Consider the following 13,933-nt stretch of genomic DNA (forward strand, 5'->3'; position numbering starts at 1 on the left):
TTGCTTGGTCAAGCATCCCATGTCGCCGCGAACGGGGCTCAAACGGGCCTCAGGCGGGACTCGTCAGGGCAACGAGTCGCGGGCACCCAATTACCTTCGGCACAATGTTCGACATGGCCCGACGCACGACTGCACCCCCGCCCGAGGATTTCGAGGAGCGGATCGTCGACATCGACGTCTCCTCCGAGATGCGCACGAGCTATCTCGAGTACGCCTACTCGGTGATCTATCAGCGCGCCCTGCCCGATGCCCGTGACGGCCTCAAGCCGGTGCAGCGGCGCATCCTCTACTCGATGAGCGAGATGGGCCTGCGCCCCGACCGCGGCCACGTCAAGTGCTCGCGTGTGGTCGGTGACGTCATGGGCAAGCTGCATCCTCATGGCGACACCGCCATCTACGACGCCCTCGTACGCCTGGCGCAGCCGTTCTCCATGCGTCTGCCACTCGCCGACGGCCACGGCAACTTCGGCTCCCCCGACGACCTGCCGGCCGCCATGCGATACACCGAGGCCAGGCTGGCCCCGGCGGCGATGCTCCTGGTCGAGTCGCTCGACGAGGACACCGTCAACTTCAAGCCCAACTACGACGGCCAGGAGACCGAGCCCACGGTCATGCCGTCGGCGTTCCCCAATCTGCTGGTCAACGGCACGAGCGGCATCGCGGTCGGCATGGCCACCAACATGGCCCCGCACAACCTCGCCGAGGTCGTGGCCGCCGCCCGCCACCTGATCAAGAAGCCGGACGCGACGCTCGACGAGCTGATGCGCTACGTGCCGGGCCCCGACCTGCCGACGGGCGGCTCGATCATCGGCCTGCAGGGCGTGCGCGACGCGTACGAGACCGGGCGTGGCACGTTCCGCATGCGGGCCAAGTGCGCGGTCGAGCAGATCACGCCGCGGCGCAAGGGCATCGTCGTCACCGAGCTGCCCTACAACGTCGGCGCCGAGCGCGTGGTCGCCAAGATCAAAGAGCTGGTCAACAGCAAGAAGCTCCAGGGCATCGCCGACCTCAAGGACCTCACCGACCGGCACAAGGGCCTGCGCCTGGTCATCGAGATCAAGAACGGGTTCATCCCCGAGGCCGTCCTGGAGGAGCTCTACCGGCTGACGCCGATGGAGGAGACCTTCGGCATCAACAACGTGGCCCTGGTCGAGGGCGAGCCGCGCACGCTCGGGCTGCGCGAGCTGCTCCAGGTCTACGTCGGCCACCGCATCGAGGTCGTCCGCCGCAGGTCCGAATACCGGCGCCGCAAGCGCGAGGAGCGCCTGCACCTGGTCGACGGCCTGATCATCGCGCTGCTGAACATCGACGAGGTCATCCAGGTCATCCGCTCCTCCGACGACTCGTCGCAGGCGCGGGCGCGGTTGATGGACGTGTTCGAGCTGACCGACATCCAGGCCGCGTACATCCTCGACACCCCGCTGCGCCGCCTGACCAGGTACGACAAGCTGGAGCTCGACCGCGAGAAGGAGACGCTGAGCGAGGAGATCGCCGCGCTCACCGAGATCCTCTCCTCGGAGACCAAGCTGCGCCAGGTCGTCTCGGGCGAGCTGGCCGAGGTGGCCAAGAAGTACGCCACGCCGCGCCGCACGATCCTGCTGGAGGCGCCCGGCGTGACCCGCACCGCCGTGGTGGACCTGCAGGTGGCCGACGACCCGTGCCTGGCGCTGCTGTCCTCGACCGGCCTGCTGGCCCGCACCTCCGACGCCACGCCGCTGGCCGGCGACGGCGACCGCACGGCGCACGACGTGCTGGTCTCGGTCGCCCGCACCTCCGTACGCGGTGAGGTCGGCGTGGTGACCTCGCTGGGCCGGCTCATCCGCGTCCAGGTCGTGGATCTGCCGACGCTGCCGCCCTCGGCGAACCCGCCGTCCCTTTCCGGCGGCCACCCGGTCGCCGAATACGTGTCGCTGCAGCCCGACGAGAAGGTGGTCGGCCTGGGCTCGCTCGATCCCGACGGCCCCGGCCTGGCGCTGGGCACGGCGCAGGGCGTGGTCAAACGGGTGGTGCCCGACTATCCGGCCAACCGCGACGACTTCGAAGTGATCACGTTGAAGGACGGCGACAGCGTGGTGGGCGCCACCGAGCTGGTGTCCGAGGCGCACGACCTGGTGTTCATCTCCTCCGACGCCCAGCTTCTGCGCTTCTCCGCCGCGCTGGTGCGGCCCCAGGGCCGTCCGGCGGGCGGCATGGCGGGCATCCGCCTGGAGGAGGGCGCCAGGGTGATCTGGTTCGGCGTCGTCGATCCCGAGCAGCCCGGGCAGGTCGTCACGGTCGCCGGGTCCTCGACGGCGCTGCCCGGCACGCAGGTCGGGGGCGGCAAGGTCTCCGACTACGCCGAGTTCCCCGCCAAGGGGCGGGCCACGGGCGGCGTGCGGGCCCAGCGGTTCCTGAAGGGCGAGGACGAGCTGCTCCTGGCCTGGGCGGGGCCTTCGCCGGCCAAGGCGGTCTCGGCGGTGGGCAAGCCGGTGCCGCTGCCGGAGGAGGTCGGGCGCAGGGACGGGTCGGGCGTCCGCCTGACGCACACCATCGGCGCGGTCGGCGGCGCCCTCGCCGCCACCCCCGAGGCCCTGCTGCCTGCGGAGACGACTGCCGAGGCGCCTGACGAGGATCAGTCGCTCTGACGTCCTGGCCGGTCCGCCCTGCGGGGGTGGGCCGGCCATCGTCGTCGTGATAGCGCTCTCCCGGGTCTGGGGGCGCACGTGACGGCGGGACGTGGGTGCGGGTCAGCGGCCGTTTTCCTGGAGGTCCTCGGCCGAGGTGCGGTGGGTGGCGGCCCACCGTGGCTTGCCGTACGAGATAGAAAGCCTGAACGGGCACGGCCGCGCACATGAGGGCCCGCGCGGCTGTTATGAAATGCGGACTCGGGCCGATCTCATCTGAGAGAGCGCTCTCTCCCAGCTGGAGGTACCGTGTCCCGATCCAGACCCCCGTTATGGGCGGCACTCGCCCTGATCGCATCGTTCGTCGTCGCCGCACCCTCGACGCCCGCCGCCGCGGCCGCCGAGCCGCTCACGATCACCGACTTCCAGTCGGACGGCGTCCCCGCAGGCGTGTACGCCTGGGGCAACGACGCGGCCTCGACCCCCGCACTCACCACCGAGCCCGCCACCGACCGCCCAGGCGCGCCGGCGGCGAACCGGGCGCTCAAGTCCGTCTACAACGTGAGCCAATGGGGCGGCTGGTCCCACGACCTGCCCGCCACCCAGGACTGGTCCGCCTACGAGGGCTTCTCCTTCTGGGTGAACGGCGCCGCCTCAGGGCAGAAGATCTTCTTCGAGGTCAAGGACGGCGGCGGCGGGGCGGGCAACGCCGAGCTGTTCGAGTCCTCCTTCACCGACGACACGGCGGGCTGGCGGCAGGTACAGGTGCCGTTCGCGAGCTTCACCCGCCGCACCGACTACCAGCCGGGCGGCGCCCCCACGGACGGTGAGCTCGACCTGCTCGCCATGTGGGGCTACTCGATGCGCCTGCCCACCGCCGCGGGCACGCTGACCTGGGACGACGTCCAGGTCTACGGCACCGGGCCCCCGCGCCCCGTGCGGCTCTCCACCGACCGCCCGGTCTACCCCGTGAACGAGCCCGTGAACGGGCCCGTGAATGAGCCCGTGAATGAGCCCGTGAATGAGCCCGTGAATGAGCCCGTGAATGAGCCCGTGAATGAGCCCGTGAATGAGCAGGGCCAGGTGCGCGTCAGCGTCACGGTCACCACGGCCGCCGGCACGCCGCTCCCCGCCGGCCTGAGCGTGGACTACCGGACGGGCGCCGGCACCGCGACCCCCGGCGCCGACTACACCGCCGCCCAGGGCACCCTGGCCTTCCCGGCGGGCACCGCGTCCGGCTCGGCCAGGTCGTTCACCGTCAAGATCGCGCGCGACGCCCAGAACGAGGTCGCCGAGACCATCCCGATCGAACTGTCCGGCGCCGGCACCAGGCCTCCGGCCGAGCAGCCGGTCATCGTCGTCAACGCGCACGGCCTCCCCTATCTGAACGCCAGGAAGCCCGTCAAGGAGCGGGTCGCCGACCTGCTGGGCCGGATGACCCTCGACGAGAAGATCGGCCAGATGACGCAGGCCGAACGCGGCGCGCTGGCCAAGCAGAGCGACATCGCCACCTACCTGCTCGGCTCCCTGCTGTCCGGCGGCGGCTCAGCCCCCGCCCAGAACACCCCGCAGGCGTGGGCCGACATGGTCGACGCCTACCAGCTCCGCTCCCGGCAGACGCGCCTCCAGGTGCCGCTGATCTACGGCGTGGACGCGGTGCACGGGCACAACAACCTGGTCGGCGCGACGATCTTCCCCCACAACATCGGCATGGGCGCCACCCGCGACCCCGCGCTGGTCGAGCAGGAAGGCAAGATCACGGCCCGCGAGGTCAAGGCCACCGGCATCCCCTGGGACTTCGCGCCGTGCCTGTGCGTGTCGCGCGACGACCGGTGGGGCCGGACGTACGAGTCGTTCGGCGAGGATCCGGCGCTGGTGTCCAGGATGGCGACGATCGTCGACGGCCTGCAGGACAACGGGGTGCTGGCGACGGCCAAGCACTACATCGGCGACGGCGGCACCGAGTACGGCTCCTCCACGAGCGGCGACTACACGATCGACCAGGGCGTCACCAAGGTCAGCCGGCAGGAGCTGGAGGCGGTCCACCTCGCGCCGTTCGCCGAGGCGGTCGAGCGCGGCGTGGCCACCGTCATGCCGTCGTTCTCCAGCGTGGACTTCGGCGACGGACCGCTCAAGATGCACGCGCACAAGGAGCTGATCACCGGCACGCTCAAGGGCCGGCTCGGCTTCAAGGGCTTCGTGATCAGCGACTGGCAGGCCATCGACCAGATCCCCGGCGACTACCCGAGCGACGTGCGCACGTCGATCAACGCCGGACTCGACATGATCATGGTGCCGTACGCGTACCCGGCGTTCACCGGCACGCTCAAGGCCGAGGTCGAGGCCGGCCGGGTGCCGATGTCGCGAGTGGACGACGCGGTCTCCAGGATCCTGACGCAGAAGTTCGGGCTCGGGCTGTTCGAACGCCCGTACGCCGACCGCACCCACCTCGGCGACGTCGGCTCGGCGGCGCATCGCGCGGTCGCCCGCACGGCGGCGGCCAAGTCCCAGGTGCTGCTGAAGAACGACGGCGGCCTGCTCCCCCTGCGCCGCGACGCCAAGGTCTACGTGGCCGGGTCGAACGCCGACGACATCGGCAACCAGACCGGCGGCTGGACGATCAGCTGGCAGGGCTCGTCCGGCCCGATCACTCCGGGGACCACGATCCTCCAGGCCGTCCGCTCCCGCGCCGCCTCCGTGACCTACTCCCGTGACGCCTCGGCCGGCCTGGCCGGGCACGACGTGGGCGTCGTGGTGGTGGGCGAGACGCCGTACGCCGAGGGCCAGGGCGACGTCGGCCGCGCGGGCCGCACGCTCGACCTGTCCGCCGCCGACCGGGCCGCGATCGACAAGGTCTGCGGGGCGATGAAGTGCGTCGTGCTGGTCGTCTCCGGGCGTCCCCTCGTGCTCGGCGACCTGTCGCAGGCCGAGGCCGTGGTGGCCGCCTGGCTGCCCGGCACCGAGGGCGACGGGGTGGCCGATCCGCTGTTCGGCGCGCTCCCGTACACCGGGCGGCTGCCGTTCACCTGGTTCCGCTCGGCCGACCAGGTCCCGATCAACGTGGGCGACGCGGCGTACGACCCGCTGTTCCCGTATGGGTGGGGGCTGCGTACCGACCGGGGCCGTGACCGGCTCAAGGCCGCACGGGACCGGCTCGCCGCCGGAGACGGCCTGTCCAGGGCCGCCGCCGCGACGCTGACGCTCGCCCTGTCCGGCCGCAACTGGACCGCCGACGGCTCCGTGCGCGACTCCCGCGCCGTCCTGGGCGCGCTGGGCGCGGCGGCGGCGCTGCTCGAACGCTCGAAGTCCGACACGTACGCCCTGGACGACGCCGTCGTCTCGGTGGCCAGGGACGTCGCGCAGCGCGGCGGCAAGCGGCTCGACCTGCAGGCGTCGGCCGATCACGAGCTGGCGGCGGGCAACCTCAGGAAGGCGGTGGACCTCCTGGCCCGGTCCGTCCGCTAAGCCTTCCGGGACCTCGCTTTAGGAAGCTTCGGGGACTGACCTCGCGTGGGCGAGGCCAGTCCCCATCCCGGCCGTGAACGGCGGGCCCGGGAGCAGTCCCCTTTGCCCGGGCCCGGGCCGCCGGCCGGGAGTCTTCTCAGGCGGTTCAGTCGCGGCAGAGGCAGAACGTGTGCCCGGCCGGGTCGAGGAAGACCCTGAAGCTGTCCTCCTCGCTCGGCTGGTGCTCGTGCTTGACCGCGCCGATCTTGATCGCCTGCGCCTCGGCCTCGTCCAGGTCATTTGCCGTGAGGTCGAGGTGGATCTGCTGCGGGTGCCCGGGGTCGGGCCACTGCGGCGGCTGGTGGTCGGGGGCGAGCTGGAAGGCCAGCCGTCTGGGCGACCCGCCGTCGGAGACGACCACCCAGTCGTCCTCGACGGACGTGACGGGCCACCCGAGCAGGTTCGAGTAGAACTCCGCCAGCTTCCTGGGGTCGGGGCAGTCGAAGACGACGGTCCTGAACTCCGCGATGCCGCCCATCAATTCACCTTTCAGTCTCGTTTTGCCGGCTCGCCCGCAGACAAGAATGAATGCCATGGCTGCCAACTCGTTCATGGTCCCTCTCGGCACCCCCGCGCCCGCCTTCGACCTGACCGCCATCAACGGCGGCAGCGTCTCCCTCGCGGATCTCAAGGGCTCGCCCGCCACTCTCGTGGTCTTCCTGTCCAACCACTGCCCGTACGCGCGGCACATCGAAAACGGTCTCGGGGCCCTGGCCGCCGGCTACGGAGCCAGGCTGTCGATCGTGGCCATCTGCAGCAACGACAGCGTGAACTACCCCGACGACGACCCCACACACCTCGCGGAGCAGGCCGCTCGCGCCCGATTCACCTTCCCGTACCTTCTCGACGACACCCAGGAGGTGGCCAAGGCCTACCAGGCCGCGTGCACACCCGACTTCTTCCTGTACGACGCCCAGCTCCGGCTCGTCTACCGGGGCGAGTTCGACGGCGCCAGGCCGGGCAACTCCGTGCCGGTGACCGGATCGTCCCTGCGGGCGGCCATCGAGGCCCTGCTCGCAGGCGACCCGGTGCCCGAGGAGCAGAACCCGGCGCTCGGCTGCGGCATCAAGTGGAAGCCCGGCAACGCCCCCTCTGGCCCAGGCGCCTGAGAAACGCGCGTCTCCTTCGCCTCGTCGGTCGGAGAAGCCTCCGCGGCCCCTCCGGCTTCTCTATGATCACAGGCACGAAGTCCCGGCATGCCCCCACATAGCGGGTCATTTGCGCGTTGACCTGCGTTCGCCGCCGACGATGCGAAGGAGACCGCAGATGGTCCCACGTTGGACCGCGTTACCCGCCCTGGCCGCGGTGGCCCTGCTCGCCACCGCCTGCGTCAATCCGGGCACGGGCGGCACCACCACCGCGGCACCATCCACCGGCTCTGGCGGCGCCAAACGCATCGGGTTCTTCGGCTTCGCCAAGGCCAACTCCTTCGCGGCGGCGACGTTCGCCGGGGTCGAGGAGTACGCCAAGGCCAACAACGCCACGGCCGAGTTCCTCGACCCGAACTTCGACGCCCAAGCCCAAGTCCAGCAGCTCCAGGACGCGGTGACGGCCAAGCGGTTCGACGTGTTCGTGGTCCAGGCCAACGACGGCGCGGCCGTGGTGCCCGCGATCCGCTCCGCCGTACAGGCCGGGATCTCGGTCGTGGTCCACTTCACGCCCGTCGGCACCCGGTACGACACCGCCGACCCGCAGGTGGATGGCACGATCACCCTCGTGGACGTGCCCACGCTCAACGGCGAGGGGCTCGGCAAACTGGCCGTCCAGGCGTGCGAGAGCAAGAAGCTGAACCCCTGCCAGGTCGGCTATCTGGAGGGCCTGAAGGCGCTGCCGCTGGACAACGCCCGCACCCAGGCGGCCGTCGGCGTGCTGAAGTCCGCGCCGGGCGTGGAGCTGAAGGCCCAGCTCGAAGGCGGATACACGCAGGAGAGCGGCCGCAAGGCCATGCAGGACGTGCTGCAGAAGGATCCGGGCATCGACGTGGTCATCGGGGCGTCCCAGGCCATCCTGGGCGCGGAGGCGGTCGCCAAGGACAAGGACATCCTGTACGTCGCCAACGGCGCCTCCCGCCAGACGGTCGAGGCCGTACGGGCGGGCCGCTGGTACGCCGCGTACTACCTGCCGGTCAAGACCCTCGGCGCCAAGGCCGCGGAGCTGGGCCTGAGCAAGGCGCTCGGCAAGCAGGTGCCCGCCACGAACATCATGACCGACGTCGACCCCGGCAAGAGCATGGGGACCAAGGACGCGCTCGCCCAGGTGACCGGCGAATACGACGAATGACGCTTCGCTACCCGGCGCTGCGTGACTACGGGATCGTCCTGGTGGTGGCCGCGCTCGTGGTGGCGCTGTCGCTGTCCACGGACACGTTCCTGACCGCCCCCAACCTGGTCAACCTGCTGGACCAGGCGGTCGTCGTCGGGCTGCTCACGTGCGGCATGACGCTGTGCGTGATCTGCGGGGTGTTCGACCTGTCGGCGAGCGCGGTGCTGGCCGTGAGCGCCATCGTGGCGGTGCTCGTCACCGACCGGGCCGGGGTCCCCGCCGGGTACGCGGCGGGCGTGGCGACCGGCGCCCTGCTCGGCACGTTCAACGGGCTGGTCGTGGTGCTCACCAGGGTCAACTCGTTCATCGCCACGCTGGCGCTCAGCATCGTGCACCGCGGGCTGGCCCTGGTCATCACCGGCGGCGCGATCGTCTACCCGGGGGCCGCCCACCTGGCCGGCTTCCAGTCGCTGAGCTGGCCCACGGTGCTCGGAGGCGTCACGGGATCGTCCTGGCTGCTGGTCGCCGCCGCCGTGCTCACGTCGGTGCTGCTGGCGCGGACCACGTTCGGGCGGCGGGTCTACGCGGTCGGCGGCAATCCCACGGCCGCCTGGCTGGCCGGGATCGGGGTGCGCTCGATCAAGGTCGCGGTGTTCGCCGTCAGCGGGACCTGCGCGGCGCTGGCCGGGCTGGTGCTGGCCGCGCGCGGCGGCTCGGCCCAGCCGGACATGGGCACACTGCTGGAGCTCACGGCCATCGCGGCGGCCGTGATCGGCGGGACCAGCATCCTGGGCGGCCAGGGCGCCGTCTGGCGGGGCATGGTCGGCGTGCTGATCCTCACGCTCATCGGCAACGGCTTCAACCTGCTCGGCTGGAACTCCACCTACCGCCCGATCGTGGAGGGCCTGCTCATCCTGACCGCCGTGAGCATCGACTACGCGCTCAGACATCACAGGGATTGACCGGAAAGATCCAAACTGTGTCACATGAGCGTTACGATCTGCTGTAGTCAGTCAGCGGTGCGGATCTGAAAGGCCGAGATGACCAACCCCTCGCGCGTCCCGAAGGGGATCAATCCCAGCATTCCCAACTCGGCGCGCATGTACGACTACTACCTCGGCGGCAAGGACAATTTCGCGGCGGATCGCGAGGCCGCGAAAAAGATCATGGCGCTGGGTCCCAGCAGGGAGATCTGCCTGGCCAACCGGCGTTTCCTGGGCAGAGCCGTACGGTATGTCGCCAAGCAGGGCATCGATCAGTTCCTCGACCTGGGCACCGGGCTCCCCAACCAGAACAACATCCACGAGGTCGCCCGCCAGGTGCACCCCGCCGCGAACGTGGTCTACGTGGACTACGACCCCGTGGTGATCGTCCACGCCCGCGCCCTGCTGGCCGGGACCGACTCGAACATCACGATCGTGCACGCGGACGTGCGCGAGCCCGCGGCGATCCTGGACGATCCGGAGACCCAGCGGCTGATCGACTTCAGCAAGCCGGTCGGGGTGGTGTTCCTGGGCGTGCTGCACTGCCTGACCGACCGGGACGACCCGTGGGGCGTGGTGGCCGCGTTCCGCGAGCGCATGGCGTCCGGGAGCGCGCTGGTCATCTCGCACCTCACCGACGACGCCCACCCGGAGGTGGGGGTGGCGGCCCGCGAGGTGTACGAGGACGCGGACGCGCCGCTGATCCACCGCAGCCAGTCGCAGGTGGAGCACATGTTCGACGGCTTCGACCTGCTGGATCCCGGGGTGACCCACGTGGCGGACTGGCGGCCCGACGAGGCTTGGGAGACCGAGCTGGCGGGCAGCGAGTGGTGGTATGTCGGCGTCGGCCACAAGCCCTGAACGACGCGCCGGGACCGCGCCCTCGGCACGGGCGCTACGAGTTCGCGGCGGCGATGGCGGAGGGCAGGGCGAGCAGCAGTTCGTGCGGCTCGCCGCCCTGCCAGAGCCGGATCAGCCGGGTCCCCGCCTCGCCGGGATCGAAGCTCTCACACCCCAGCGGCCCGTAGCAGCCCGCCTGATCCAGCAGGAGGATGAGCGGATCGTCGTCGGGCAGGCTGGCCGCGTAGGCCGCCGTGTCAAGCAGGGCCAGCGCACATCGCGCGTTGCGCCCGTCGTCGTTGGACTCCACACGGTCCAGCCGGCCCCGGGCTTGAGCGCGGAGATATGCGGCGAGCGATTCCGACCTACTCACGGCTAACCTTCTTCGATACGTACGAACGGCTACGACATCATCACGCAAGGTGATGGGTTTCTGTGGGACGTTTGCCAACTCCAGCCTGTCGCCACCCCGGCAGCCACCAGCTTTGGGACGTGGTGAATCATTTGTGGCATGAGTGCGTTCGACGACCTCTACGCCGGTAACGCGAAGTTCGCCAAGAAGTTTGGCAATTCGGGGCTGACCGGCCGGGCCGCCCGCGGGTTGGCCGTTGTGACCTGCATGGACTCCCGCATCGACCCGCTGGGCCTGCTGGGCCTCAAGGCGGGCGACGCCAAGATCCTCCGTAACGCCGGGGCACGCGTGACGGACGACGTGCTGCGCACTCTGGTGCTCGCCGTCTACCTGCTGGGGGTGGAGCGGGTGTTCGTCATGCCGCACACGGACTGCGGCATGACCAAGGTGACGGACTCGGACGTGCACGCGCTCACGCAGGAACGCGGGGTGGACACGCGCAGCCTGGAGTTCCGCACGGTGCCGGATCAGAACGAGGCCCTCCGCCACGATCTGGTGCGCATCAGGACGAGCCCGTTCCTGCCGGAGGGCATGCCGGTGGCCGGGGCCATCTACGACGTCCGTACAGGCCGCCTGTCCTCCAGCCCGCACTGAGCACGCACGAGCCTTTCCAACGGCGGCGCTTCCGGACGCCGCGAGGCCAGGCAGGCCCGTGACGAAACGGCTCCAGGCACCGCAGGACGGTCAGGCGCGCATGAAAGCGCTGGACGCCACGCGTGCCCCGGCAGGCAGGTTCCAAGACGCCTCCGAATCCGCAGGGCGGGATTGGAGACGCCTCCGAATCCGCAGGGCGGGATTGGAGACGCCTCCGGACCCGCAGCGCGGGGGCAGGAGACACCTCCGAACCCGCAGGTCGGGCAGGCGCCTACGAGACATCCCTGGCACCGTCGGGCGGGCAAACTCGCCCGACGCCGGGAAGCGCCGCCGGCCTGGGCAATCGCCCAACGGGGCGGCGGCGATCCGGGGCGGCACCAGAAGCCCCACATAGACCGCTGAGCCACGAAAGGCCTCAGAAACCCCAGGGTGTCAGGCACACCCCTTCCTAGCCCCAGAAACGCCTACAGGGCCCTCTCCGTAGGAATCTGGAGAAGACCCTGAATGCGCCGAAGCGAGCGTCAGGCGTCGATGTGGTCGCGATCGACCTCGGCGGCGCTGCTGACGATGAACTCCCGCCGCGGCGCCACGTCGCTGCCCATCAGCAGGCTGAAGATCTTCTCAGCCCCCTCGGCGTCCTCGATCCTGACCCGCCGCAGGATCCGGTGCCGCGGATCCATCGTCGTCTCGGCCAGCTGGTCGGCGTCCATCTCGCCCAGACCCTTGTAGCGCTGCACCGGGTCCTTCCACCGCTTGCCGCGCCGCTCCAGATCCCGGAGCACCTTCTGCAGCTCGGCGTCGGAGTAGCAGTAGATGTACTTGTCCTTGCCCCGGCCGGGGTTGGTCAGCTCGATGCGGTGCAGCGGCGGCACGGCGGCGAACACGCGGCCCGCCTCCACCATCGGCCGCATGTAGCGGTGGAAGAGCGTCAGGAGCAGGCAGCGGATGTGGGCGCCGTCCACGTCGGCGTCGGCCATGAGGATGACCTTGCCGTAGCGGGCGGCCTCGATGTCGAACGAGCGCCCGGAGCCCGCTCCCACGACCTGGATGATGCTGGCGCACTCGGCGTTTTTGAGCATGTCGCTCACGGACGCCTTCTGCACGTTGAGGATCTTGCCTCGAATGGGCAGCAGAGCCTGGAACTCCGAGTCGCGGGCCAGCTTGGCCGTGCCCAGCGCCGAGTCTCCCTCGACGATGAACAGCTCGCTGCGATCGACTCCGTCGCTGCGGCAGTCGACCAGCTTGGCGGGCAGCGCGGAGCTCTCGAGCGCGCTCTTGCGCCGCTGGTTGTCGCGATGCTCCCGGGCCGCGATGCGCGCCTTGGCCGCGGCCACGATCTTCTCCAGCACGGCCCGCAGCGGCTGCTTGTAGCCGCGCGGCGGGTTGGTGAACAGCTCCTTGAGCTCGCGCGAGACCACGTGGGAGACGATGCGGGTGGCCGCGGAGGTGCCGAGGACCTCCTTGGTCTGGCCCTCGAACTGCGGCTCGGGCACCCTGACCGTGACGACCCCGGTCAGGCCCTCGGAGATGTCCTCCTTGTTGACCGGGTCGTCGCCGTTCTTCAGCAGCCGGGTCTCGCGCAGCAGCTCGTTGATCGTGCGGGCCAGGCCGCGCTCGAACCCGGTCAGGTGAGTGCCGCCCTTGGGCGTGGCGATCACGTTGACGAACGAGCGCACGGTCGACTCGTAACCCTTGCCCCACCGGACCGCCACGTCGACGGTGAGCTCGCGCTGCACCTCGGTGGCCGTCATGTGGCCCTGGTCGTCGAGCACGGGCACGGTCTCGTGGAAGTGACCCACGCCCTGCAGGCGCAGCACGTCGCAGACCGGCTCGTCGCGGGCCAGGAACTCGGTGAACTCGGAGATGCCGCCGTCGAAGCGGAACTCCTCCTCGATGCGCTCCTCGTGCCGGCTGTCGCAGACGGCCAGGGTCAGCCCCGGCACCAGGAACGCGGTCTGCCGCAGGCGCACGTGGATCTCGTCGAGCGAGACCTCGGCGTCGGGCAGGAAGATCTGCGTGTCGGCCCAGAAGCGCACACGGGTGCCCGTGACCTTCTTCAGCACCTTGCCGCCGTCGCGCAGGCCGGACTTCTTCTTGAACTTGGCCGTCGGCCCGTCGCCGTCGAAGATGCCGGGGACACCGCGCCGGAAGCTGATCTCGTGCACGATTCCGTCGCGGTCGACCTCGACGTCCAGGCGTGATGACAGGGCGTTGACCACCGAGGCGCCCACGCCGTGCAGGCCGCCGGAGGCGCCGTAGGAGCCACCGCCGAACTTGCCGCCCGCGTGCAGCTTCGTGTAGACGAGCTCGACCCCGGGCAAGCCGGACTTGGGCTCGATGTCCACGGGGATGCCCCGGCCGTTGTCACGGACCTCGATGGAGCCGTCGGCGTAGAGCTCGACCTCGATACGGTCACAGTGCCCTGCCAGCGCCTCGTCGACGCCGTTGTCCACGATCTCCCAGAGGCAGTGCATGAGCCCGCGACTGTCGGTGGACCCGATGTACATGCCTGGCCGCTTGCGAACGGCCTCGAGGCCCTCAAGCACCGACAGGTGACGAGCCGTGTAACCCGCCTCCACTAGCGTCACTCCAGCTCCCCTGGTTTAGGCATCGAACACGTGTGCGCAGCTTACCGTTCTTCCCACACGCGCGCGTACAAGCTTGCCATGGCGGGACGTTTGCCGTTACCAACCGGCTGATCATCATTACTTTCGGACACATTCTGCTCTGGGCGT

At 70.1% G+C, this 13,933-nt stretch carries 10 protein-coding genes; 7 read left to right on the top strand and 3 right to left on the bottom strand.

Annotated features, from left to right (window positions below):
* Positions 1 to 104: 104 nt before the first annotated feature.
* Positions 105 to 2,624 carry a DNA gyrase/topoisomerase IV subunit A gene (locus ABEA43_RS51120; protein ID WP_345573471.1) on the top strand — a complete coding sequence of 840 codons (2,520 nt, stop codon included), beginning with the start codon at positions 105 to 107 and terminating at the stop codon, positions 2,622 to 2,624.
* 288 nt (positions 2,625 to 2,912) lie between these two features.
* Complete coding sequence (locus tag ABEA43_RS51125; protein ID WP_345573473.1) at positions 2,913 to 6,068, top strand: glycoside hydrolase family 3 N-terminal domain-containing protein; 3,156 nt, start codon at positions 2,913 to 2,915, stop codon at positions 6,066 to 6,068.
* 145 nt (positions 6,069 to 6,213) lie between these two features.
* On the opposite strand, the gene ABEA43_RS51130 is transcribed toward ABEA43_RS51125, so the two are convergent.
* Complete coding sequence (locus ABEA43_RS51130) at positions 6,214 to 6,585, bottom strand: VOC family protein (protein WP_345573475.1); 372 nt, start codon at positions 6,583 to 6,585, stop codon at positions 6,214 to 6,216.
* Between the two features lie 55 nt (positions 6,586 to 6,640).
* Between ABEA43_RS51130 and ABEA43_RS51135 the strand changes: the two genes are divergently transcribed.
* The 4 genes from ABEA43_RS51135 (at position 6,641) to ABEA43_RS51150 (ending at position 10,213) form a co-directional block, all read left to right on the top strand.
* Positions 6,641 to 7,216: a thioredoxin family protein gene (locus ABEA43_RS51135; RefSeq protein WP_345573477.1), complete on the top strand. Its 576-nt coding sequence runs from the start codon at positions 6,641 to 6,643 to the stop codon at positions 7,214 to 7,216.
* Between the two features lie 157 nt (positions 7,217 to 7,373).
* Positions 7,374 to 8,387: a sugar ABC transporter substrate-binding protein gene (locus ABEA43_RS51140; protein ID WP_345573479.1), complete on the top strand. Its 1,014-nt coding sequence runs from the start codon at positions 7,374 to 7,376 to the stop codon at positions 8,385 to 8,387.
* Positions 8,384 to 9,331, top strand: coding sequence for an ABC transporter permease (locus tag ABEA43_RS51145; protein ID WP_345573481.1), 948 nt, complete (start codon positions 8,384 to 8,386; stop codon positions 9,329 to 9,331). The genes ABEA43_RS51140 and ABEA43_RS51145 overlap by 4 nt, the downstream gene beginning before the upstream one ends.
* 78 nt (positions 9,332 to 9,409) lie before the next feature.
* Positions 9,410 to 10,213, top strand: a complete 804-nt coding sequence (locus tag ABEA43_RS51150; protein WP_345573483.1) for an SAM-dependent methyltransferase — start codon at positions 9,410 to 9,412, stop codon at positions 10,211 to 10,213.
* Between the two features lie 34 nt (positions 10,214 to 10,247).
* Here the strand turns inward: ABEA43_RS51150 and ABEA43_RS51155 are convergent, their stop codons facing one another.
* Positions 10,248 to 10,565, bottom strand: a complete 318-nt coding sequence (locus ABEA43_RS51155) for a hypothetical protein (protein ID WP_345573485.1) — start codon at positions 10,563 to 10,565, stop codon at positions 10,248 to 10,250.
* A gap of 138 nt (positions 10,566 to 10,703) precedes the next feature.
* Here ABEA43_RS51155 and ABEA43_RS51160 point away from each other — a divergent pair, with 138 nt between their 5' ends.
* Positions 10,704 to 11,198, top strand: coding sequence for a beta-class carbonic anhydrase (locus ABEA43_RS51160; protein ID WP_345573487.1), 495 nt, complete (start codon positions 10,704 to 10,706; stop codon positions 11,196 to 11,198).
* A 521-nt stretch (positions 11,199 to 11,719) separates the two neighbouring features.
* Here ABEA43_RS51160 and ABEA43_RS51165 read toward each other — a convergent pair.
* Positions 11,720 to 13,786, bottom strand: coding sequence for a DNA gyrase/topoisomerase IV subunit B (locus ABEA43_RS51165; RefSeq protein ID WP_345573489.1), 2,067 nt, complete (start codon positions 13,784 to 13,786; stop codon positions 11,720 to 11,722).
* Between the last annotated feature and the right edge of the window lie 147 nt (positions 13,787 to 13,933).

The sequence above is a fragment of the Nonomuraea rosea genome, from assembly GCF_039539705.1.
Lineage (GTDB): Bacteria > Actinomycetota > Actinomycetes > Streptosporangiales > Streptosporangiaceae > Nonomuraea > Nonomuraea rosea.

What these genes read in the sequence shown, in the direction of transcription:
- ABEA43_RS51120 (WP_345573471.1), top strand. Translation starts at nt 105, where the DNA reads ATGTTCGACATGGCCCGACGCACGACTGCACCCCCGCCCGAGGATTTC.
- ABEA43_RS51130 (WP_345573475.1), bottom strand. Translation starts at nt 6,585, where the DNA reads ATGGGCGGCATCGCGGAGTTCAGGACCGTCGTCTTCGACTGCCCCGAC.
- ABEA43_RS51135 (WP_345573477.1), top strand. Translation starts at nt 6,641, where the DNA reads ATGGCTGCCAACTCGTTCATGGTCCCTCTCGGCACCCCCGCGCCCGCC.
- ABEA43_RS51140 (WP_345573479.1), top strand. Translation starts at nt 7,374, where the DNA reads ATGGTCCCACGTTGGACCGCGTTACCCGCCCTGGCCGCGGTGGCCCTG.
- ABEA43_RS51145 (WP_345573481.1), top strand. Translation starts at nt 8,384, where the DNA reads ATGACGCTTCGCTACCCGGCGCTGCGTGACTACGGGATCGTCCTGGTG.
- ABEA43_RS51150 (WP_345573483.1), top strand. Translation starts at nt 9,410, where the DNA reads ATGACCAACCCCTCGCGCGTCCCGAAGGGGATCAATCCCAGCATTCCC.
- ABEA43_RS51160 (WP_345573487.1), top strand. Translation starts at nt 10,704, where the DNA reads ATGAGTGCGTTCGACGACCTCTACGCCGGTAACGCGAAGTTCGCCAAG.